Annotated in this window: 19 protein-coding genes; 13 read left to right on the plus strand and 6 right to left on the minus strand. The window is 39.7% G+C overall.

The features are described from left to right. Positions 1-8: 8 nt before the first annotated feature. From NMS_RS00900 to NMS_RS00925, 6 genes are read left to right on the plus strand one after another with little or no spacing between them, the layout of a single operon-like run. The gene (locus NMS_RS00900; RefSeq protein ID WP_052476626.1) at positions 9-536 is read left to right on the plus strand and encodes a DUF3347 domain-containing protein; all 528 of its coding nucleotides are present in this window, start codon (positions 9-11) and stop codon (positions 534-536) included. A 7-nt stretch (positions 537-543) separates the two neighbouring features. After that, a complete protein-coding gene (locus tag NMS_RS00905; RefSeq protein ID WP_041494934.1) occupies positions 544-1770 on the plus strand; it encodes a permease in 1227 nt (408 codons plus the stop codon). A gap of 48 nt (positions 1771-1818) precedes the next feature. Continuing rightward, positions 1819-2565, plus strand: coding sequence for a heavy metal translocating P-type ATPase (locus NMS_RS00910; RefSeq protein WP_041494935.1), 747 nt, complete (start codon positions 1819-1821; stop codon positions 2563-2565). A 6-nt stretch (positions 2566-2571) separates the two neighbouring features. Beyond that, positions 2572-3060, plus strand: coding sequence for a DUF305 domain-containing protein (locus tag NMS_RS00915; RefSeq protein WP_041494936.1), 489 nt, complete (start codon positions 2572-2574; stop codon positions 3058-3060). A gap of 6 nt (positions 3061-3066) precedes the next feature. After that, a complete protein-coding gene (locus NMS_RS00920) occupies positions 3067-3858 on the plus strand; it encodes a cation diffusion facilitator family transporter (RefSeq protein WP_070097863.1) in 792 nt (263 codons plus the stop codon). A gap of 10 nt (positions 3859-3868) precedes the next feature. Continuing rightward, on the plus strand, positions 3869-5614 hold the full coding sequence (locus NMS_RS00925) for an efflux RND transporter periplasmic adaptor subunit (RefSeq protein WP_041497347.1): 1746 nt from the start codon (positions 3869-3871) through the stop codon (positions 5612-5614). 18 nt (positions 5615-5632) lie between these two features. Here NMS_RS00925 and NMS_RS00930 read toward each other — a convergent pair whose 3' ends face one another. Next, a complete protein-coding gene (locus tag NMS_RS00930; RefSeq protein ID WP_041494938.1) occupies positions 5633-6025 on the minus strand; it encodes a hypothetical protein in 393 nt (130 codons plus the stop codon). A 390-nt stretch (positions 6026-6415) separates the two neighbouring features. Between NMS_RS00930 and NMS_RS13355 the strand changes: the two genes are divergently transcribed. Both NMS_RS13355 and NMS_RS00940 read left to right on the plus strand, forming a co-directional pair. After that, positions 6416-7723 (plus strand): ATP-binding protein, encoded by a 1308-nt coding sequence (locus NMS_RS13355; RefSeq protein WP_052476628.1) that lies wholly within the window; start codon positions 6416-6418, stop codon positions 7721-7723. Next, complete coding sequence (locus NMS_RS00940) at positions 7720-8145, plus strand: response regulator (protein ID WP_041494939.1); 426 nt, start codon at positions 7720-7722, stop codon at positions 8143-8145. The genes NMS_RS13355 and NMS_RS00940 overlap by 4 nt, the downstream gene beginning before the upstream one ends. Positions 8146-8211: 66 nt before the next feature. Here the strand turns inward: NMS_RS00940 and NMS_RS00945 are convergent, their stop codons facing one another. From NMS_RS00945 to NMS_RS00955, 3 genes are all read right to left on the minus strand, one after another. Next, positions 8212-9972, minus strand: coding sequence for a mechanosensitive ion channel family protein (locus tag NMS_RS00945; RefSeq protein WP_148311315.1), 1761 nt, complete (start codon positions 9970-9972; stop codon positions 8212-8214). 308 nt (positions 9973-10280) lie between these two features. Then, on the minus strand, positions 10281-10799 hold the full coding sequence (locus tag NMS_RS13360; RefSeq protein WP_052476630.1) for an OmpH family outer membrane protein: 519 nt from the start codon (positions 10797-10799) through the stop codon (positions 10281-10283). A 106-nt stretch (positions 10800-10905) separates the two neighbouring features. Next, entirely contained in the window at positions 10906-12255 is a 1350-nt protein-coding gene (locus NMS_RS00955; protein WP_041494940.1) for a DEAD/DEAH box helicase, read from the minus strand. A 472-nt stretch (positions 12256-12727) separates the two neighbouring features. Between NMS_RS00955 and rlmF the strand changes: the two genes are divergently transcribed. Together rlmF and NMS_RS13795 are read left to right on the plus strand one after the other, a co-directional pair. Further along, positions 12728-13582, plus strand: coding sequence for a 23S rRNA (adenine(1618)-N(6))-methyltransferase RlmF (gene rlmF / locus NMS_RS00960; RefSeq protein WP_041494941.1), 855 nt, complete (start codon positions 12728-12730; stop codon positions 13580-13582). A 9-nt stretch (positions 13583-13591) separates the two neighbouring features. Continuing rightward, positions 13592-13759, plus strand: a complete 168-nt coding sequence (locus NMS_RS13795) for a Lacal_2735 family protein (RefSeq protein WP_041494942.1) — start codon at positions 13592-13594, stop codon at positions 13757-13759. A 65-nt stretch (positions 13760-13824) separates the two neighbouring features. Here the strand turns inward: NMS_RS13795 and argS are convergent, their stop codons facing one another. Further along, a complete protein-coding gene (argS, locus tag NMS_RS00970; RefSeq protein WP_041494943.1) occupies positions 13825-15609 on the minus strand; it encodes an arginine--tRNA ligase in 1785 nt (594 codons plus the stop codon). A 79-nt stretch (positions 15610-15688) separates the two neighbouring features. Between argS and NMS_RS00975 the strand changes: the two genes are divergently transcribed. Next, the gene (locus NMS_RS00975) at positions 15689-16114 is read left to right on the plus strand and encodes a hypothetical protein (RefSeq protein ID WP_041494944.1); all 426 of its coding nucleotides are present in this window, start codon (positions 15689-15691) and stop codon (positions 16112-16114) included. On the opposite strand, the gene NMS_RS00980 is transcribed toward NMS_RS00975, so the two are convergent. After that, entirely contained in the window at positions 16111-17790 is a 1680-nt protein-coding gene (locus NMS_RS00980; RefSeq protein ID WP_148311316.1) for an LIC_10190 family membrane protein, read from the minus strand. The genes NMS_RS00975 and NMS_RS00980 overlap by 4 nt on opposite strands. A 215-nt stretch (positions 17791-18005) precedes the next feature. On the opposite strand from NMS_RS00980, the gene NMS_RS00985 reads away from it, so the two are divergent. Together NMS_RS00985 and NMS_RS00990 are read left to right on the plus strand one after the other, a co-directional pair. Further along, the gene (locus tag NMS_RS00985; protein ID WP_041494946.1) at positions 18006-18905 is read left to right on the plus strand and encodes an ABC transporter ATP-binding protein; all 900 of its coding nucleotides are present in this window, start codon (positions 18006-18008) and stop codon (positions 18903-18905) included. 2 nt (positions 18906-18907) lie between these two features. Beyond that, on the plus strand, positions 18908-22579 hold the full coding sequence (locus NMS_RS00990; protein ID WP_041494947.1) for a M1 family aminopeptidase: 3672 nt from the start codon (positions 18908-18910) through the stop codon (positions 22577-22579). Positions 22580-22607 lie beyond the last annotated feature (28 nt).

A 22607-nucleotide genomic window follows, 5' to 3' on the forward strand; every position in this document is an offset into this window, starting at 1 on the left:
CTCAAATTATGAAAACTAGTATTAAAATCACAACCGCACTATTTGCCACATTGAGCATCTTTTCTTGTAAAAATGTCGAAACAGACGCCACAGCAACTGATGCAGATGAAATTACAGTGGAAGAAACTGCGACCGATATGGCTTCTCTAGAATTTAACAATGAAGCAACTAAAGAGATGTTCCAGCATTATGTGCATATCAAAACAGCTCTTGTTAATTCTGACTTGGACGAAGCAAAATCTGGTGCGCAAATGTTGATAAAGGCTAGCACAAATGAAGAGGTGACAAACGCATTGACTGCTATTGCAACAGCAAATGATATCGAGACCCAGCGTACTGCATTTTCTACATTGACAACTACATTGACGCCTATTATTGAGAATGACATCACCTCTGGCGAGATTTATCAGCAGTTTTGCCCAATGGCATTTAATAACGCAGGTGGCTACTGGTTATCTAAAGAAGAAGAAATACGCAATCCATATTACGGCGATCGCATGTTGAAATGTGGTCGTGTAGCGCAAACTATAAAATAATTAAAGCATGGAGGAGTTTCTCAAACAATGGGCCGAGGCTGCCTATACCACTACAGGGTTTTTCTGGATGGCACTGTGGGCATTTATTTTGGGTTATATCATCAGTAGTATGATACAGATTTTCGTGACGGAAAAGAAGATGCAAGAAACAATGAATGAAAATGAAGGAAAGAGTGTGTTGCTGGGAACATTTTTCGGTTTTATTAGCAGTTCATGCAGTTTTGCCGCTCTTGCTTCAACCAAATCTATTTTTAAGAAAGGCGCAAGCTTTGTGTCTTCCATTGCGTTTTTACTTGCGTCGACAAATCTTGTCATTGAGCTAGGGATTTTAATCTCAATCTTTTTGGGATGGCAATTTGTGGTGGGCGAATATGTGGGTGGGATACTGCTAATCCTTATCTGCTGGGTTTTGATACGCATTATCAATCCCAAAAAACTCATTGAGAAAGCCCGTAAAAATCTTGAAAGCGAAGCCGATGATGACGGGATGGATCATTCCAAAGACTGGAAAAAGCAGATACAACAAGAATCCAGCTGGGCAAAAGTGGCCAGAAAATATAAGATGGAATGGAAGATGGTCTGGAAAGATGTAACCGTGGGATTTACCATTGCTGGTATTACCGCTGCCTTTGTGCCTGATGCGTTCTTTGAGACTCTTTTCATCAACAGCGGTCAGGGCAATTCAGATTTTACCTTTTTTGAAATACTGCAACATATTGTAGTAGGTCCATTTGCCGCATTCTTGACTTTTATAGGCTCGATGGGTAACATTCCATTGGCAGCTCTATTATTCGGCAAAGGTGTAAGTTTTGCGGGTGTGATGGCATTTATTTTTAGTGATCTGGTGGTATTTCCCGTGTTGCGCATCAACGCAAAATACTACGGTTGGAAAATGTCGTTATTCATACTTTTTCTATTGTTTACCGCACTCATAGGGACAGCTCTTGCCTTGCATTATTCCCTTGATCTATTAAGCCTACTACCAGATCCCTCTCAGGTTACCATCCAGGAAAAGGAACATTTTAAAATCGACTACACGTTTTTTTTAAACCTCGCCTTTCTAGCAATTTCAGGATACCTAATCTATCTGGGCTTCTATAAAAGAAAAGATGTCGATCATTCCATGAGCGAGATGGCACCTAAGAGTCCGCTGTTGGAATCCATTTTGAAATACGCCGCCTTTATTTGTTACGTATGGCTAGCGGGTGGTCTGATTGTAAGATTTTGGATATAATAAAAACCTAACTGGTTCTCAAATCCTGTTAGGTCTAAATAAATAAATATGAAACACACTTATAACATACATGGGATGACCTGCAACGGTTGTCGCAACAGCGTTGAGCAGAAGCTCTCGCAAGTAAATGGTGTCTCAAACGCATCTGTAAATCTCGAAAAAGAAGAAGCCGTTATACAAATGGATCACCATATTGACACGGCAACATTTCAAAAAGCACTTCCGGAAAAATATACCATTTCAGAAAAGAACGAAGACAAGAACGTTTTTGCTAGTAATGACAACAACGCTTTCGTGAAAGCGGAACAAGAAGAATCAAAACTGCAACAGCTCAAACCCTTGCTCATTATTTTGGGATACATCGCTATCGCAACGGTATTATTGAACTATCAGCGAGAGAATTGGGATGGTGCGATGCTGGATTTTATGGGGCTGTTCTTTATTGTTTTTAGCTTTTTCAAGATTTTGGACTTAAAAGGATTTCCGGAAAGTTTCCGCATGTACGACCCGTTGGCCAAAGTTCTTCCCGCGTACGGCTGGATTTATCCTTTTATTGAAACAGCGCTGGGTCTGATGTTCTTGATGCGTTTTGAAATACCTGTTGCATTGATAGCGACGCTGATAATTTTAGGTATAACAACTATAGGTGTTACAAAAATATTACTGGACAAAAAATCGATACAGTGTGCCTGTTTAGGAACCGCCTTGAAACTGCCCATGACCGAAGCCACTTTCATAGAAAACGCCATCATGATAGTGATGGCAGTTGTAATGCTATTTAAATATATAAACTAAGAACTTATGGAATCAAACGATCACACAACTTCTGGAAAATCAAAAAATCATTACACACGTTTTGTAGCTATGCTCGCTTCCTCATTTGTAGCAATGTACATCACCATGTATCTAAACACCTATGAATGGGACCACGTTTGGTTCAGCCTTACCCGTTTCTATATGGTCTGTCTGGGTATCGCCGCTATGGCCATTATAATGTTTGTGGCAATGCGCGGCATGTATCAAAACAAAAAGAAGAATATCGCAATAGTCTTGGGAAGTATCTTTCTATTTGTAGGTGCATTGGGACTGGTACGCGACCAAAAATCCACCGTGGGCGATGTATTGTGGATGAAAGCAATGATACCGCACCATTCCATCGCAATCCTTACCAGCGAGCGTGCGGATATAGAAGATCCAGAAGTCAAAAAATTAGCAGAAGAAATCATTAAAGCACAACGCAGGGAAATTGCCGAAATGAAGGCGATGATTGAACGTTTAGAAAACGAGTAAAACAAAGTGGATAAATCAATATTCAAAATATCAAAAATGGATTGCCCTTCAGAAGAATCTATGATTCGGATGAAGTTGGATTCAGTTGGTCAGATTTCAAAATTGGATTTCGATGTTCCCAATAGGAAGCTGACGATTTTCCATAGTGGCAACTTGGAAGATATTCATGAAGCCATTGCAGATTTGAAGTTTAATGAAGAATTGATTTCCTCAGGGCCAACCGATGAAGTAATTGTTGAAGACTCAAACAACCAGCGTAAGCTGCTATGGTCCGTTTTGATTATAAACTTTGCCTTTTTTGTCATTGAAATGACTACAGGCTTGATTTCAAAATCGATGGGTCTCATTGCAGACAGCCTAGACATGCTGGCAGATTCTTTTGTGTATGGGTTAAGTCTTTTTGCAGTAGGTGGTTCTCAACTACTCAAAAAGAGAATAGCAACAACTGCAGGGTATTTTCAGATACTTCTTGCGATTATTGGAATTGTAGAAATAGTGAGAAGATTTATAAATCCTGCCGAAGTTCCGGATTTTAAAACAATGATTATAGTCTCAATATTGGCTTTATTGGCTAACGGGTTTTGTCTATTTCTTCTTCAAAAATCTAAAAGTAAGGAAGCGCATATGCAGGCCAGCATGATTTTCACATCAAATGATGTAATCATTAACTCTGGAGTTATAATAGCAGGGCTTTTGGTACTATGGACTGGCTCACGATTGCCTGACTTAATTGTAGGCGCAATCGTTTTTATAGTTGTTGTCAGAGGTGCACTCAATATTTTGAAACTAGGAAAATAAAATTATGAATATGAATAAGAACATTTTATATATAGCAATAGCCATAGTCATTGGACTTTTGGCTGGTTGGTTGATCTTCGGTGATAGCGGTACAGATACTGCTTCTAACAAAGATTTATCTGACTTGACAGAAAACCATGACCATGATGGGGAAACGGCAAGTCAAATGTGGACTTGCTCCATGCACCCACAAATCATGCAGCCAGAACCTGGCGATTGTCCCATTTGTGGGATGGACCTCATCCCAGCCGAATCCAGCGCAGAAGGACTGGCTATGAATGAGATCAAAATGACAGATAATGCCGTGGCACTGGCAAATATCCAGACTACCATTGTTGGCACTGGAAAGACGTCCAGCAGTGATGGGGTTATTTCTCTATCTGGTAAGATCGCAACTAATGAAGAGAACAACACCATACAGGCGAGTTATTTTGATGGCCGTATAGAGCGTTTGAATGTCAATTATGAAGGCCAGCAGGTCAGTCGTGGTCAATTATTGGCAACCATTTATTCACCTAGTCTAATAGCGGCGCAGCAGGAACTTCTTACCGCAGCATCCCTGAAAGATTCTCAGCCAGCATTATACAACGCCGTTCGTAATAAATTAAGAAACTGGAAGGTTTCAGAAAGCCAAATCAATGCTATTGAATCATCCGGCAAAGTGCGAGAAAATTTCCCAGTATACGCTACCGTTTCTGGTACCGTGGTTGAGGTGATGGCGCGGGAAGGCGATTATGTCAAACAAGGACAACCTATTTTGAAGGTGAGCAATCTGGGTAATGTTTGGGCAGAATTTGATGCGTATGAAAGCAGTATAGCCCAATTTAAAAAGGGTCAAAATATAACCATAACTACTAATGCGTATCCTAACAAGGAGTTTGACGCCACCATATCCTTTATCGATCCTATTTTAAACACGGCCACGAGAACGGTAACAGTGAGAGCGACTTTAAATAACAAAGAGAACCTGTTTAAACCAGGAATGTTTGTCACTGGAAAAGTGAAGGGTACGACCCCTACTGTTTCAAATGAATCTGTGACTGTTCCTGCAAGTGCGGTATTATGGACAGGAGAACGGTCGCTGGTGTATGTAAAAACAAATCCTAATGAACCTGTTTTTGAAATCCGCGAAGTGACTTTAAGCAATCGAAACGGAGACACTTATATAGTGGTTTCTGGATTGAGAAATGGCGAGGAGATTGTCACTAACGGGACCTTTACTGTAGATGCTGCGGCGCAGTTGCAAGGCAAAAAGTCGATGATGAATCAAGGTAAAGAAGATGAAGCGATGATGCCTATGGCGCAGATGGAAATGAGTCTTCCAATAGCTTTTCAGCAAGGTTTCAAAAAAGCCTTGCCTTCTTATTATAAAATGAAAGATGCCTTTGTGAGCAGTGATGCTGTAAAGGTTTCCGCTTTCGCGAAAGCGACCTCTCAACAATTAAAATCACTTTCCACGTCCAGCCTGGGAGCTATGGAGCAATCTCATTTCAAAAAATCTATAGAGATGCTGGAAGCGATCGTTACAAACGATTTGCTAGAGAACCAGCGAGCTCATTTTGTGATTCTTAATGAGAACATGGTTGCGCTGGCTAAAAACATCGCATCTGTGGATAGCGCTATTTACGTTCAAAAATGTCCAATGGCTGATAACAACAAAGGCGCCCTATGGTTGAGTACCGAGAAAAATATCCGGAATCCGTATTATGGCGAGCAGATGATGACTTGCGGTAGCGTGATTGAAACAATTCAATAGAGATTTGTCTTCAAATTATTAGATATCAGTGACTCCTGCGGCATCTACAACAGCTTCACTCCATACCATGGCGTCAAGCAAACTGTGAGTAATGTGAAATTTTTTTTTATAAAACGTACTTTCAAAATGCGCCGTTTCTTGGCTCGCACCTTTTGTGGTCACTATACACATCCCCACTAGGTTTTCAATCTTAGAAGTTTCCATATAAGTCATGGGGCTCACATTGTATGCATGTATTCTATTTGCGATATAGACTAGTCTCTTAGTAGCAAAATGCTTGCGGATGATATCTCTCAACTGCTCATTATGTTGAGGCTGCAATACGAATCCTTCTCTTATTTGAGAGATTATAAAGGTATCAAACACAAATACTTGAGTAAAATCAAGATCGTAATAGTGGATGGGAAACATTATACCTGAGGACTTAAATTGTTATATTGACTGATTATCAAATAGTTCCATTTAATGATAGATGAAGTTAAGCAAAAATAGGATAGGATGAAATTGTTTTTTAGCAGCCTTCAGAATCATCAGACCTCTAGATTACCGTGAATTGGGTGTTAGATACGACCTCCAATAATTTGTAGAGACTTATTAGAATTAAAATCTCTTTTTTCGAAGCTACCTTTCAACGATAACTTTGAAAAGTCTATTTTAATGAAGCTTATATGATTAATGGTAATAGACATCGGCTTAACAAAACCATATTGTGTATTTAAACGTATATATAAGTGTTTCGGCTATGTTTTTGATATTAGAATTAGATCCATCGCGCTTATATACATTGGACAACGATAATTTATGGATATTAAAAACTTTCCAAGGACCGCTTACCTTGTATTTGCAGTTACCATAACCATGGTGATTATTGCTAAATCTCTTGGCGTTACCTACTTCATAAAACTTCAAAAACAAGATGCAGAAACCATAAACATTTCTGGGCGCCAGCGCATGTTGAGTCAGCGAATTATTAAACAAGTATATTATCAACTCATCAAAGGACAAAACGGGGTGGAATCCTATAAGGAAGAAAGTCTTGCGAAGGATATCGAAGATTTTAAACAAGGGCATTCCTATTTGAAAGGAAACAATCAAGAGCATTCAAGAAACCCTAAAATTGATTCTCTACTTAAAGTTGCTGAATCTTATGTAATGCTTATTTCTACTCAAGCTGATCTAGCACGTAGATCAGACGATGTTGAAATAATTAAAAACGCAGCTATTCAAATAAGTACTGCTGAAAAGCAGTATGTCCGTTTAATGGAAACTGTTACACAATTAATCCAACAAGTAGCTGAAGAGAAAAACTATAGGTCGATGCAGATATCTTATTTTCTCGCGATCCTATCTCTTTTTATAATCCTTGCTGAACTTTTCTTTGTCATCATCCCTACCTTTAAGAAATTGAAGAACAGCAATCAAATCCTGACTAATAAGAACAGACAGTTATCAGATTTTGCACAAATAAGTGCCCATAACTTGAGAGCGCCTATAGGTAATCTGATATTTCTTTCCAATTTCTATAAAGACACAGATGATCCTGCGGAAAAGGAAGAGTTATTTGGAAAAGTAGAGGTGGTGGCAGAACACCTTGATGAAACTATAGGTATACTAGTGGACAGCTTAAGAATCCAAAACCAAATAGATCTTAAAAAGGAGTTTCTATATTTTGAGAACGTCTTAAAAACTACAAAAGCTATTCTCGCAGGTGAAATTTTAAAGACTCAAGCAGTAATTACATCTGACTTTAGTAAAGCTCCATCTTTAGAGTATCATAAGGTATACATGGACAGTATTTTTTTAAACTTGATAGGCAATGCTATTAAATACAAAGCACTAGATCGCAAACCTGAAATTCACATCAGCAGTAAAAAAACACCAAAGGGTATTCAATTAAAAGTCAGTGATAATGGATTAGGCATTGACCTTAAACGACAAGGGAAGAAAATCTTCGGTCTACACCAGACATTCCACCGTCACACTAATGCAAAGGGAATCGGTCTTTTTATGACAAAAAATCAGATTGAATCTTTAGGTGGAACCATAGAAGTAGAGAGCGAACCAAATAAAGGCAGTATATTTATTATCAACTTTAAAACAAAACTATGAGTCCAAATCCATTTATTTTAAGCCTAATCGACGATGATGAGATTTATCAATATGGTTTCAAAAGAACGGTGGAACTTTCAAATTTTGCTAAAAAGGTTTTGATCTTTTCAGATGGAGAGGAAGCTATAAATTTCTTGATAGATAATATCGCTACTGCCGTAGCATTACCTGATGTTATATTCTTGGACATCAATATGCCTATCATGAATGGTTTTGAGTTCATGGAAGAATACATCAAATTAAAACCAAGAGTAGGTAAAAAAATTACAATCTACATGGTATCATCTTCTATAGACCCATCAGATATCAATCGAGCTAAGTCTATAAGTGAATTGTCTGATTACATCATAAAACCAGTAAGTAAGGATCGGTTGAAAAATATTATTGAAGACCTAGAGCGCGAACATGGCTTATCCAAGTAGCCGGCTCTGTTTCAAATTATATAGACCCCAAAGAAAGGTATAAGTCTAAATAATAGGTAAAGAACATTACGTTTTAGAATTAGATTCAGCTTCCGTTCTTAAGTCATCAAGCTCCACCCTTGTGCGATTTAAGTAAAGTCCATCTTCTAAACTAGCAATGTAGTCTACCAATTGCTCTCTCAATTCACAGTGTAAGGCCCAGGTGGTACTGGCATCTTTACCAGAACATAGCGCTCGTATCTGTATGGTATCTTTCTCTGCTTCTACGACTTGAATCACTGGCTCATGTTCTTCATCCCATTTGTCATTGCTGTGCAGCAGCTCGTCATACTTCTTCCTTACATCCTCAACATTAATGCGATAATCTGCATGCACAATGATGGGTCTCACTTGATGCGGATTCGTCATCGACCAGTTTTCAAAAATATTACTAATGATATATTTCAATGGGATCACGAGCCTACGCTGATCCCAGGTTCTTACCACCATAAAAGTAAATCGTATGTCTTCCACGTAACACCATTCATCATCAATGTAAACCGTGTCTCCGATTTTTGCTGGGCTGGTCAATGCGATTTGAACTCCTGCGATAATATTTCCTAACGTACTTTGTGCCGCAACACCTAGAACAACTGTCAAAACACCCGCTGATGCCAGTAAAGAAATTCCTAGTTTTTCTAAAGACCGAAATTGTCCTATAATTACTATAAACCCAATAATGATAATGATAAAGGTGACCACACGACGGGCGACAGACACATAGGTCAACATTTGACGGGCGCTGCTGTTTTCTTCCGGATTGGTATCTCCTATCCTATTTTCAGCAACATAAATCATGAAACTGTCAATAAATTTCATGATCAAATAAGTAATAGAACAAATTACCACAATCAATAAGAAGGAATATACCCAGCTGGCAAGATTTCCGCTAAAACTAATCAAGGAGTTCAAGGTGATGTAAAAGAACAAAACGGCAACGGCAAAGCCTGTAGGTTTTGATAAAGTGTCATGAACAACTCGCAACCATGAAAATCTTGAATTCTTGAAGGCCCAAAGCATTACCCTTGAAACGAGCTTACCCATTAAAAAAGCAATACCCAAAAGCAAGAGCGTTCCTACTAATTTCCAAACAGGAATGCCTAGAAAGTCAAATCTAGCCCAACTGGGAATCATACGGTCCAGTTTCCTGGGACCATATACTTCATAAAGCTCCTCGATATTCTCAACAGTATCGGCACTAATCAACCAAAAAGCACCGTAATCTAAATACTTGACTCGTTGCAACCTTAATACTGCATCACGACCATTTAGATCTACCTGACCAAAATATACACTACGTCTAGGTTTACCAGCTATCGCCTGGTTGGTCGCTGTTTGAATATCAATTTGACCATCTGGACGATCTGATACAGATCCCCATTCAATAGCAACGCGTTGGTTAATTACAAAAAATAATTTTTCAGCAAGTATGGCGGCCTTTTCCTTAGTGAGACTACTTGGCATGCGATTAAGATTTAAGGCATATGCCGCCGCCTCAAAATCATCTTCCCTACAAGAGAATATAAATTCTTCTAGGGTCGCTTGAGGCGTCCTAAAATTCATACTTGTAGGCGGTAGTCCAATGTTTTGATTGATGCGAGATAAAATGTAATAGGAATCATTGTATTCCTCAATGGGATTGCTGCCATAACTAGGATTTTCTCTTATGACAGATTCCTCAGATGGAGGGCGGTTTTCCTTAGTATCAAGACTATCTGCTTTTTCTTGTGAGAAAGAAGTGTTCAATAAAAAGGCAAAGAAAAAAAGCGATAGAAAAGATCTCATCATAACTAAAAATTGAATCTTAAAGATAGAAATTCAGGAATGCTGAATTCTTAAGCCTACCATAAACGTTTGGAAATGACAGTTTACCACTTAGGTTTCTAGGGTGAACAAAACAAAATTGAACTAAAGGCGATGCTGGACATCACCATTTGTATTCAACACTAACTTTTTTGTAGGGTTGACTTGCATTTTTTCGCTTTCGCGAAAGCGAAATTTAGATTCCTATTCAATGCTCGTATAGTTTCTTAATGGCATCCAAACAAAAAACCCAACTCTCTCGAGTTGGGTTTGTAGTAATTGTTGTGATTTTCTTAGTTGCCTGTTGGCTTTCCTTCAGCATCGATCTTGATACCTAAACGTTTTGCAACGTCAATAGAAATATTAGCACCTGGCTCAGAATAAACAACTTGAGTAGCATTAACCACAAGTTTCAATCCTTTTTCTTTAGCTACTGCTTGAACAGCTTCGTTCAATTTCAAAAGAATAGGTTTCATCAAGTCGTTTTCTTTTGCTCCTAGTTGAAGCTCAGCTGATTTTGCTGCGTTTTGATATTCCGCTTGAAGTGCAGCTGCTTGTTGAGCTAGTTGTTGCTTCTCTTCAGCAGTAACATTTGGTTTTGCAGCACGGTATTGAAGGTCTTGCATTTTTTGAGCTGAATTAGCTTCTGCTTTATCCAACTCTGCACGTAGTTTCTCTGAAAGATCTCCTAATTCCTTACGGATAGGCTCCACTTCTGACATGCTGGCAAGGATTGCTTCATATTGTACGAAGCCTGTTTGAGCCATTGCTGTTCCTGCTACTAGAAATAATAATAAAAGTACTTTTTTCATTTTAAAGATTTTAAAGGCCGCAAGATAAGCAAGTCAGCCATTTTTGTTATTGATTATGATGGGTAATTCAAATACTAGACCATTTTTAAAACAGATGGTTTAATTTTTATTTTTTGTTGCGCTTGTTATAATTCTTATCACCGCGAGTCTTAGGTTTCTTATACTTTTTGGCAATTTCTCTGCGGTAACTACCACCTAGATTTTCTTTCTTATTCTTATCTTTTTTCTCATGAAAGGAATCGCCACGCTCATCTTCAATTACCGCATGCGGATTGTGATGCTCGCGTTTGATAGGACTTTCTTCAGGCGTTTTTTGGCTGGAGACTTCCACTACTTCTGGAAAATCGATCACATCAATCTTACGATCCATCAAATCTTCAATATCCTTTTTAAGGGTTGCTTCCTGCTCAGTAAAAAACAAAATAGACTTCCCTTTTTCCTCTGCCCTACCCGTTCTACCTATGCGGTGCATGTAGTTTTCTGCATAGCGAGGGACATCCATGTTGATTACATGCGATACCTTAGATAAATCTAAACCACGCGCCATAACATCAGTCGCTATCAATATACGACACTGCCCGCTGTCAAATAATTCAATACTACGCAGGCGGTAATTTTGTGTTTTATTGGAATGAATCACAGCGATCTCCTTACCATAATGTGGGGCCATCACCTCTTGTAAGCGGTCTGCACTTTTTTTGTTTGGAACAAATACCACTACCTTGGAATACTCCTCTTTGTCAGAGAGTAAGTGCATTAATAAATTAGCCTTAGTATAAAAGTTTTCTACTGGATAACTGGATTGCTCGATGTTTTCTAGTGGTGTTCCTGACACTGCGATACTCACCTTTAAAGGATTGAAAAAGTAAGCGACAATAAATTCCTCGATATCATCCGTCATGGTGGCAGAGAACATTACATTCTGCCGCTTTGAAGGCAAGTGGTCAAAAATATTGTTCAGCTGAAAGCGGAATCCTAAGTCGAGCATCACATCTACCTCATCAATCACAATCTTTTTGCAAAACTTCAGTTTTACAGATTGTGCTATAATAAGGTCGTATAATCTTCCTGGTGTTGCCACCACAATGTCACAGCCCTCACCTAATTCTCTCTTTTGGGTATTTATGTTAACCCCTCCATAGATCCCTAGAATTCGGACATTAATATATTTCGCGTAAGCGTCTATCTGCTCCACCACTTGAACGACCAATTCTCGTGTAGGTACTAAAACTAAAATACGTGGATCTGGGCTCTCGCTGTATTTCAACTCATGCAGTAACGGCAACATATACCCTAAGGTCTTACCAGTACCGGTCTGCGCAATCCCAATCATGTCCCTACCTGATAGAATTGCCGGAAAAGCTTCCTCTTGTATAGGCGTCATGGTCTGGAATCCTAGATCGTCCAATCCATTCTTGAGCGGTGTTTTTAATTGTAGTTCCTCAAAGGTTTTCATCAACCGTAATTTTTTGCAAAGATAATCCTTTCATACAGCGGAAGCTAAACCTGAATTTATGAGCTATCCTGCTAGAACGTAGTACTAATTATTGATTTGTCTCGCAAATCTTGATTCTTGAGAATTCCTGATTGACTATTTAGTGAAAAGCCATTTTTTTTTGATTTGGATTTTGATTTTTCAAGTTCGAGTTCGAGTTCGAGTTCGAGTTCGAGTTCGAGTTCGAGTTCGAGTTCAAGAAAACACCCATCTCTTATCTTCCCTCCCAGGGAAGACGATCCTTTTTTGCTCGCAATCAGATTTGAACATAACTAGTGACGTCTCAGTTCCTTTGAGGAACACCTCTTGCAATCAAGAAATCTCTTCGTTTGTTTTTTTTTGGTATCAGTTCATGAGGACTTCAAAAACACTGTGTTTTTTCAAGTTCGAGTTCAAATTCAAGTTCAAACTCCATAAACTCTATCTTTGCAACGTGCATATAAGAAACATACATAGATACGGCTACGACTTTCCTAAACTGGTAGCCGCGCATCCAGCGCTAGAGCAGCATTTAGTCACGACACCTACAGGCGCCATAAGCATCGATTTTAGTCAGGCGACTTCTATTTTAGAATTCAACACCGCACTGCTTAAACACCATTATGGAGTCAAATACTGGAAATTACCAGAAAATACGCTTTATCCACCCATCCCGGGCCGTGCTGATTACATTCATCATATTGCAGACCTGGTAGGTAAAGGTTCTAAAACTGGCCTGGATATAGGCTGTGGAGCAAGTGCCATTTATCCCATCCTAGGAAACGCCATTTATGATTATAAAATGGTAGGTAGTGATGTTGACGCAGATAGTATCGCTTCCGCGAAAGACAATACGCTTAAAAACCCAAACATTGAAATACGGTTGCAGGAAGACCGCTCCAACATCTTGGAAGGAGTTATTCAGGAAGGCGAGCAGTTTGATTTCACGATGTGCAATCCGCCTTTTTATACCAGTAAGGAAGAGGCCGACAAGGCTAATCTAAAAAAACAGCGAAAGCTAGGCACTACTGAAAATGGCCGCAATTTTTCTGGAATGTCTCACGAATTGTGGTGTAACGGTGGTGAAGCCTTATTTGTAAAACGACTGATCAAAGAATCTGTAAAGTTCAAAGATCAAGTGGGCTGGTTCACAAGTTTGATTTCGCAAAAACAAAGCGTTTCTAAACTAGAGAAACAAGCAAAGAAATTAAAAGCGGAAGTTCAAGTGATCCCGATGCAAACAGGAAACAAGGAAAGTAGAATAATCGCGTGGAGATTCAGTAAAGAATCAACATCCTCATCGACCTAACCTAAAAAAATGTTCGGATTATTCAAGAAAAAGTCAGAAGCAGAAAAGTTACAAGAGCAATATAAAAAACTCATGTCTGACTACCACAGACTTTCCACTACAGACCGTGCCGCTAGCGATGCTGCTTATGCTCAAGCAGATGAAGTTGCTAAGAAATTAGACGCTCTTACTAAGTAACCTAATTTCTACTTCAGGTATGGATTGAAGTCAGCTTTCGCGAAAGCGAACTACTTCCCCCATAACTACATCTGATCTGGAACCTCAATCCCTAGCAGTCCAAAACCACTCTTGATCACTCGCGCCGTCTTGTAACACAACAACAATCGGAAATGCTTTAAGTCTTCATTTTGCTCTTCTACAATCTTTGGAACATTTTGATAGAAGCTGTTGAATTCTTTGACCAGTTCAAATAGATAATTTGCAACCAATGCCGGACTGTAATTGCGTGCTGCAGACTCCACAGTTTCTGGATATTGCTGCAGTAACTTGATCACCGCAACATCTTTATCAGTCAATGTGAGATCTTGAGCGGCGTTCAAATCTGAGCTATTAAAATCTGCCTTTTTGAGAATGGACTGGATACGCGCATGAGCGTATTGAATAAAAGGTCCTGTATTTCCTTGGAAATCCACAGATTCTTTAGGGTCAAAAACCATACTCTTCTTAGGGTCTATTTTAAGCATGAAATACTTCAAAGCCCCCAAACCGATCATTCGGTAAAGTTCTTCTTTTTCATTAGTGCTCAATCCCTCCAGTTTACCTTGCTCTTGGGCAATTTCTCTAGCAGTGTCCGTCATCTCTTGGATCATATCATCTGCATCTACCACGGTTCCCTCGCGAGATTTCATTTTACCTGACGGCAACTCAATCATACCGTAGCTCAAATGGTACAGATTTTTTGCCCATGCATAGCCAAGTTTTTGAAGAATCAAAAACAACACCTTAAAGTGGTAATCTTGTTCGTTTCCAACGGTGTACACCATGCTATCGATGTCGTGATCACGAACGCGTTGTACAGCGGTTCCTATATCCTGAGTCATGTAGACGGCCGTACCATCAGATCGCAATACGATCTTTTCATCCAGGCCATCTTCCGTCAAGTCAATCCAGACAGATCCATCGTCTTTTTTGTAAAACACACCTGAGTTCAAACCGTGAGCTATAACATCTTTACCTAGTAGATAGGTGTCACTCTCATAGTACAAGCTGTCAAAATGAACTCCCAGATCTCTGTAAGTGGTATCAAAACCTGCATATACCCAGCCGTTCATCATTTTCCATAGACGTACGGTTTCCTCATCACCTTGTTCCCATTTGCGTAGCATTTCTTGAGCTTCCAGTATAGATGGCGCTTGTTTTTTAGCTTCCTCCTCAGTCATTCCTTCAGCTTGCAGCGCTGCAATTTCCTTTTTGTACTCTTGATCAAACTTGACGTAATAATCTCCTACAAGCTTGTCTCCTTTTACTTCGCGAGATTGTGGAGTGACACCTTCACCATATTTCAACCATGCAAGCATGGATTTACAAATGTGAATCCCACGATCGTTGATGATTTGGGTTTTCACTACCTCTTTACCAGTAGCTTCAATGATTTGAGCCATGGAGTATCCCAACACGATATTACGGATATGCCCCAGGTGCAGAGGTTTATTAGTATTAGGTGAGCTAAATTCGACCATGGCTCCAGGCTGGTTATCTTTAACCGTTGTTTTGCCAAACTGTTCGTTTTCTAGCATCACATTGAACTCTTTCAAAAACGCAGCCTGAGAAAGTGTCAAGTTTAAAAAGCCTTTGATCACTTCAACCTCAATAACCATATCGCTTTCTAGAAGCAATTGATCTCCTATTTGCTGACCTATCGCAGCAGGATTCCCTTTGATATGACGTAACATAGGAAAAACCATCACGGTAAAATCACCAGATTGATCTTTGCGCGTTAACGAAATATCTACATTCTCCAACCGTACATCATAGATGGATTCCACAATGTCAATCGTGGTCTGCTCCAGATTTTTCAGTAATCCCATAGGTCAATTTTGAGCGCACAAATATACGGATATTGAAAGGCTTGAGCGTGCCTGCAGACTAAGTTTGTAACTTTAGCCTATGCTGTACAACGTCTCTTATAACAATCGCGAAATCGAACGCAAAATCAAGCTGGAAGTAGGCCCGATGCTCACGCTTAAGGAGCGCTGGAAGCTGAAAGGTTCTGGCTCACCTCAACTCCAGATTACAGATTGCAGCATACAGATTTATAATTTGATGATTCTGGATATCAATAAAAATACCTGCAACATTGAATTGCGGGAAAAAGGCATCATCATCCGGTTCAGGTCTTTACTAGAAACCTATGCATTGCCAATTCCTTTTTATAAGCTTACCCTCTACAAAGGTCGTGCGGAAGAGTACAGCCTCTATCGTGACAACTACTTTGTCAAGATCCTGGCAAATAAAAAAAGTATTCACAAATTCATGGACAAAATCTCCCAGCTTAAAAGCGATCAAGGTTTTACCTATGTGGATGACCTTTAGTTTCTAATGGCACGGAACCCCTGTTGAGGAGAATCGCCTCTATATTCTGGCGACACCATAAAGTAGGTTCTAAAATATTCAAAGTATTCTGGCTGGGCAGCTGGTAGAGGAATGTCATAGCTACCGTAGAAGAAATCGGCACTTTCTGGGTTGTTATATGTGATGTTGTTGATGTTCGCTTTCGCAAAAGCGGTTCCAAAACGAGATGCTGCTCCCGGGTAGATCATATGATCGATTGAAAAAGTAGGCACTTGCTTCATCCGTGGATTATCTGTAAGAAGCGCAACGACTGACGGTACGATTAACATAGAACTACTCGCAATGATACCCACTACTGCGATCTTGTAACTTCGTTTTCTTAATACAGGTATAGAGTAAATTCCTAACAGAATCAGAGCAGGAAAAAGCAGTGGCAAGAAAAATCGAGCTTGCGGCGATGTCAAAAACAAGGTGATAGAGAATAACAGGAACACAATAAAAACTGTTCTAAGCCTTGACTTCTTGAAAAAAACTAAAGTTGCGATTGAACTACTTACAATAACCAATCCTATGAAAATATTTATCCAACCTTCAACTCCATCTTGAGTCAGCCAGATGACCATTCGCTCCCAGGCACCTAGTGATTGTAAATCGGCTACTGCAATACCGTAAGCTTGGGCTTCCGTAGCTGCAGTATAAAATTGAGCCATTTCTAACGGTAGAATCCAGTCTACATTCAATGAAACAAAAGTCAATGGAAATAAAGGATAGCCACTAGCGATTCCATTCTTGATGATTATAACTACAAGAAATGCAAATGGAAAGACCGCCAATTTTCCTGCAGATTTCCAATTGCTTTTAAATCCTTTGATAAATAGAAAGACAGGAAAAACAGTCAGGTATATAGCTGTCATTTTGAAATAACACGCAAGACTTACCAGAGCAATACTAATCAGTAAATTTTCTGATTGTTTTTCTGCTACGGGAAACAGGAACTTATAGATCACATAATAATGGATCAAAATAACAGGCACATCAGGCGATGGAGCTGTGCCTAAAAGCAATAGTACAGACAGCACTAAAACCATCAAATTGCGATATGCCTTTTGGACCGTGGATTCCTCGATAACCGCTGGTAGGATGGACCAAAACACCATGACCAGAGTTAGAAACAACCCAGTATCATTGAAAGAAATATTAAAAAAATCGAAGTTAAGAGCGGCTTCTAGGACATGAAACCCGCTTTGTTGAGCTAGGAACAAATGCCAGTTCGCAATCCCAGGAACTAGTGCATAGGTATCTAGCCATTTGATAGTCTGAATGTAATAGCTATCATTATCCAATACATAACCCGATAAAGTCCCGAAAGCTAAAATCAGTAGAGTAATCAGTATAATCCCCATCTTTTGTAGTTTGGGGAGGTTTAAAAAGAAAACGATTATACTCCATATCAACTGCCGTGTATAGGGAACAAAAGCCATAGAGATCAAAGCAACTATACTAATGATTGTACTGAAAACATAGTTCAAAGACCCGAAAAATGACCACACACCAGCACACAATGCGATGCTTGCCATACCCATCCATACGATGTCTAATAGGAACAAACTCTTCCTAGTAAAAATTCTAGAGGCGAACGCACCTACTCCTACAGACACAAGTGTGAGGAACATAAAGTAGAGGAATAATACTGCCATGGCTCAAACATAGCAAGATTTTAGAAGCTATGATGACAACAGATAATTTGTTTATGTCCTTGTCAAATGTTCGCTTTCGCGAAAGCGAGCTCCTCCAACCATGGATCTCTTAAAAGCAATAAAGGAAATTACAGCAAGTGCCGCCGATTTCTTTAGCATTTCTGTAACGTTTAAGGGCTTATACTCACTAATCTGAAAATAGAAAATCCGACTACATGATACTTAGTTTGAAAAATGTTTCCAAGACCTATGATAATGGGGTTAAGGCACTTGATGGAGTAACCATTGATATTCATAATGGAATGTTTGGTTTATTAGGACCTAACGGTGCTGGTAAATCTTCTTTGATGCGCACTATAGCCACCTTGCAATCGCCAGATAGTGGTGAGATCCATTTAGAAAACTTGAATGTGTTGGAAGAGAAAATAGAATTTCGCAAGACGCTGGGGTATTTGCCTCAAGAGTTTGGGGTATATCCTAAAATGAGTGCGGAAGAGTTATTACATTATTTCGCCAGTCTTAAAGGAATCACCAATAAGGCAGAACGTAACGCCATTGTTGAAAAAGCGCTGGAAGTCACTAATCTTTCTGAGGTTAAACATAAACATGTAGCCGGTTATTCGGGTGGTATGAAGCAGCGTTTTGGGATCGCGCAATTGTTATTGAACGATCCTAAACTAATCATTGTTGATGAACCTACTGCAGGACTGGATCCAGCCGAGCGTCATCGTTTTCTAAATGTCCTGCGTGAGATAGGAACCAATCACATCGTGATCTTTTCCACTCACATTGTGGATGATGTGAAAGAATTATGTACAGACATGGCGATTTTAAATGGCGGCCGCATTCTAGCGCACGCTACTCCTAAAGAATTAGTCGCTGGACTTCAAGGCAAGATCTGGACGACAGTGGTCGCTCGCGAGAATATTGAAGCCTTGCAAAAAGAGTACAATGTGATTTCCTCCAGTTTTGATGAGGACAACAATCTTAAAGTACGCGTACTTGCCGACGTATCGCCTAGTGAACAATTTACAGCAAACACGCCTACACTGGAAGATGTGTACTTCACCACATTAAGTGAAGATCAATACATCGCACAACCAGAAACCGTATAATTATGTTCTCAACAATTTATCTACACGAGATCAAGACCTGGTTTAAGAAACCCTTGTTCTACATATATTCTGGGGCTCTTTTTGTTCTAGCCATGCTCCTATCTGCCATTGCGGTAGGTGTCTTTGACAGCGACAACGTCACGGTAACTGCTTCTATTGAATTGAATAGTGCGGTGGGAATTTATGGAATGATAGGCTTTTTTGCCCTACTTACCTATTTGTTGATTCCTTCCATCATGGGTGGAACCATTCAGCGGGATTTTGATAACAACATGCACAACGTGCTGTATTCCTACCCATTAACTAAGATCACTTATTTACTAGCCAAGTTTAGCGCTGGTATGACGGTCACCTTATGCGTGATTATTGCCAGCCTATTAGGTTTGACCATAGGCTTTTATTTACCAGGAGCAAATGAGTATTTAGTGGGTCCCTTTGACATCATGAATTATTTGCAACCTTTCCTGGTGTATATCATTCCTAACGTGTTTTTCTACGGGATCATCGTATTCTCCATCACAGCGTTTGTAAGAAATATCAACATAGGCTTTATGGTGGTGTTGGTAATGATCATTGCTCAGTTCACGGTTGGTTCTGGTATGGATTCTATGGAAGATACCTACTGGGTAGAACTGCTAGAACCTACAGGCGACGCGGCAACTTACAATCAGATACGTTACTGGACTCCAGAAGAGCAAAGCACGCAGCTCATACCTATAGAAGGTACATTATTGTACAACCGCTTGATCTGGCTGGGTATTTCTTTAATAGTTTTTGTCTTAGTATTAATACGTTTTAATTTCTCGCAGAATCCTGCGAGTTTCAAATTATTTCGTACCAAACCACAGCGGGCTACTAAACGGAATTTTGGTACGATTCAATCCATAGTAATGCCTAAAGTTACGACTGACTTTTCATGGAGAGGACAGTTGAAAACCTCTTGGATTCTGGCCAAATCTGATTTAAAATATATCATCACGGGCTGGCCGTTTATCATTATTGTCGTTGTCGCATTTGCATTTTCCTTAGTGACCATGCTAGTTTCTGGAGAAATTTACGGAACCGGGATTTTACCTAAAACCTGGCTCATGTTAAGTATTGTGACAGGTTTATTCAGCTTGTTTATTTATTTATTAATCTTCTTGTATGGAGGCTTGATTATGGATCGAGCAAATACGGCACATTTAAAGCAAATGATTGATGCGACACCTACCCAAAACTGGACGGTGCTAATTTCCAAGTTCATTGCCTTGGCAATGATGACCTTGACCTTGCTTGTGATTGTCATGATCAGTGGTATGATTATTCAAGCCTATAATGGCTTCTTTGATTTTGAGATCCCGCTGTATTTATTTGACTTGTATGTGATCAACTCTTGGAATTTCATACCGTGGATTTTATTGACACTTTTAGTGCACACCCTCATCAAAAACAAATGGTTAGGATTATTGGTATTGTTAGTATTTGCTATAGGAGTGCCTTTATTGATGAGTGCCATAGGTGTGGATCAAGGACAATTTATATTCAATCAGGGAGGCAGCTCCCCATCACCTAGTGATATGAACGGCTACGGGTTTTCGTTGCCGTCCTTCTATGCGTATCGGGTGTATTGGATTGCTTTTGGAATTGCCTTATTTGCCCTAGCCGTATTGTTTTACAGACGTGGGATGGGCAGCAGTACGAAAGAGCGGTTCGCTTTCGCGAAAGCGAGAACCACCACAACCATTACTGCAACTATCGCAATTTCGTTAGTCGTATTCTTAGGTCTAGGAAGCTATTTCTGGTATCTCAATAACGTCCTGGATGAGCAAATGTCTGGTAAGGAACGAGAGGAATTGCAAGTGAACTATGAGAAGGAATTAGGCAAGTTTGCAAATATTCCACAGCCTATTACGGTTGCGATCAATACCTACATGGATATTTTTCCAGAGACTCGCGATTTTAAAGCAGGTGCTACATACACGATGGTGAATCGCTCCAACGAGCCTATTGACACTTTACATGTCAATGTACCCGATCGTCCTACCAGCATTAACATGGATCGAATGTCTGAAGTTGTTTATGACAATGAGGATTACAATTACCGCATGTATCAATTCGAAAAACCGTTGATGCCAGGTGATACCCTTCAATTTTCTTTTACTACGGAGAACGAACCGAATAGTCTATTACAAAACAACTCCCCAGTTCTAGATAATGGAACCTTTATCAATAATGGGATTTTCCCAGCTATAGGATACAATGAGCAAGGTGAGTTGCGTGACACTCAAGTACGTTTGAAATATGACTTACCACCTAAGGACCGTTTACCAGCACCAGATGCACCGGGAGCTCGAGATCGTAACTACTTAGGTCCTAATGCACACTGGATTGATTTTGAAGCGACCGTGAGCACATCGCCAGACCAGATTGCCATTGCGCCAGGATACTTGATCAAAGAATGGGAAGAAGATGGACGCAGGTATTTCCATTATAAAATGGATTCTAAAATGCTGAATTTCTATGCCTTTTTAAGTGGTCGTTATAAAGTCTTGCGGGACGAGCATGAAGGTGTAGCATTAGAAATCTACTACCATCCAGAGCATGATTACAATGTGGATCGTATGATGAACGGACTCAAGAAAGGATTGGATTATTACAATGCTAATTACACGCCTTACCAGCACCGTCAAGCTCGAATTATCGAGTTCCCAAGATCTGGTGGAGGATTTGCACAGGCATTCCCTAACACCATTCCATTCAGTGAAGCTATAGGTTTCATTGCAGATGTAGATGATGAAGCAAACGATAACGTCAACTATCCATTCAGCATTACCGCTCATGAGCTGGCTCACCAATGGTGGGCACACCAAGTCATAGGAGCAAATGCAAAAGGTGCAACTTTACTTTCCGAAAGTATGTCTGAGTACAGTTCGTTGAAAGTATTGGAGAAGACCTACGGCAAATACCAAATGCGAACCTTCTTAAAGGATGCCCTAGACGGTTACCTGTTAGGAAGAACGGTAGAGAGCATAGGTGAAAACCCGTTGATGTATAATGAGAATCAGCAATACATTCATTATCAAAAAGGATCTCTTGTACTTTATGCCATGAGCGATTACATAGGTGAGAAGAAATTCAACGATGTAGCTAAAAGATTTGCCGAGAAATATCAATTCCAAGGAGCTCCTTATCCAGTTGCCACTGAGTTTGTTTCAGACATCAGGGCGGTAACTCCAGACAGTTTGCAGTATTTAATTCGCGATATGTTTGAAACTATCACTTTGTATGATAACAAAGTCAAGGATGCGAGCTACACTGAAAAGAGTGATGATCTCTATGAAGTTGACATCAATGCGCTGGTTTCTAAATACCGATCTGACGCTAAAGGGAAATCGATTTATACAAATGTAGCAAACGACAGCATCACCTTCACTCCAGAAGGCAAAAAGAAAGCCATCAAATCCTTACCGCTAGCAGATTATATAGAGGTGGGTGTTTTTGGAGCTGATGAGGAAGAAACAGGAATGCCTAAGGTGCTGTACGTTCAGAAGCTGAGAATCGACCAGATCAATAATGATTTCAAGATTTCAGTTAATGAAAAGCCAGTAGAGGTAGGTATCGACCCATTCAATAAATTAATTGATAGAAACACGAGCGATAACCGCCGTGGTATTTCTGAAAAGAAGGAATAAACGCCTTCACCTCAAAAACCATAAACTG

The sequence above is a fragment of the Nonlabens marinus S1-08 genome (genome assembly GCF_000831385.1).
GTDB lineage: Bacteria > Bacteroidota > Bacteroidia > Flavobacteriales > Flavobacteriaceae > Nonlabens > Nonlabens marinus.

What these genes read in the sequence shown, in the direction of transcription:
- NMS_RS13355 (WP_052476628.1), top strand. Translation starts at nt 6,416, where the DNA reads ATGGATATTAAAAACTTTCCAAGGACCGCTTACCTTGTATTTGCAGTT.
- NMS_RS00940 (WP_041494939.1), top strand. Translation starts at nt 7,720, where the DNA reads ATGAGTCCAAATCCATTTATTTTAAGCCTAATCGACGATGATGAGATT.
- NMS_RS00945 (WP_148311315.1), bottom strand. Translation starts at nt 9,972, where the DNA reads ATGATGAGATCTTTTCTATCGCTTTTTTTCTTTGCCTTTTTATTGAAC.
- argS (WP_041494943.1), bottom strand. Translation starts at nt 15,609, where the DNA reads ATGGGATTACTGAAAAATCTGGAGCAGACCACGATTGACATTGTGGAA.
- NMS_RS00955 (WP_041494940.1), bottom strand. Translation starts at nt 12,255, where the DNA reads ATGAAAACCTTTGAGGAACTACAATTAAAAACACCGCTCAAGAATGGA.
- NMS_RS13360 (WP_052476630.1), bottom strand. Translation starts at nt 10,799, where the DNA reads ATGAAAAAAGTACTTTTATTATTATTTCTAGTAGCAGGAACAGCAATG.
- NMS_RS00905 (WP_041494934.1), top strand. Translation starts at nt 544, where the DNA reads ATGGAGGAGTTTCTCAAACAATGGGCCGAGGCTGCCTATACCACTACA.
- NMS_RS00910 (WP_041494935.1), top strand. Translation starts at nt 1,819, where the DNA reads ATGAAACACACTTATAACATACATGGGATGACCTGCAACGGTTGTCGC.
- NMS_RS00985 (WP_041494946.1), top strand. Translation starts at nt 18,006, where the DNA reads ATGATACTTAGTTTGAAAAATGTTTCCAAGACCTATGATAATGGGGTT.
- NMS_RS00990 (WP_041494947.1), top strand. Translation starts at nt 18,908, where the DNA reads ATGTTCTCAACAATTTATCTACACGAGATCAAGACCTGGTTTAAGAAA.
- NMS_RS00925 (WP_041497347.1), top strand. Translation starts at nt 3,869, where the DNA reads ATGAATAAGAACATTTTATATATAGCAATAGCCATAGTCATTGGACTT.
- NMS_RS00900 (WP_052476626.1), top strand. Translation starts at nt 9, where the DNA reads ATGAAAACTAGTATTAAAATCACAACCGCACTATTTGCCACATTGAGC.
- NMS_RS00930 (WP_041494938.1), bottom strand. Translation starts at nt 6,025, where the DNA reads ATGTTTCCCATCCACTATTACGATCTTGATTTTACTCAAGTATTTGTG.
- NMS_RS00915 (WP_041494936.1), top strand. Translation starts at nt 2,572, where the DNA reads ATGGAATCAAACGATCACACAACTTCTGGAAAATCAAAAAATCATTAC.
- NMS_RS00975 (WP_041494944.1), top strand. Translation starts at nt 15,689, where the DNA reads ATGCTGTACAACGTCTCTTATAACAATCGCGAAATCGAACGCAAAATC.
- NMS_RS13795 (WP_041494942.1), top strand. Translation starts at nt 13,592, where the DNA reads ATGTTCGGATTATTCAAGAAAAAGTCAGAAGCAGAAAAGTTACAAGAG.
- NMS_RS00980 (WP_148311316.1), bottom strand. Translation starts at nt 17,790, where the DNA reads ATGGCAGTATTATTCCTCTACTTTATGTTCCTCACACTTGTGTCTGTA.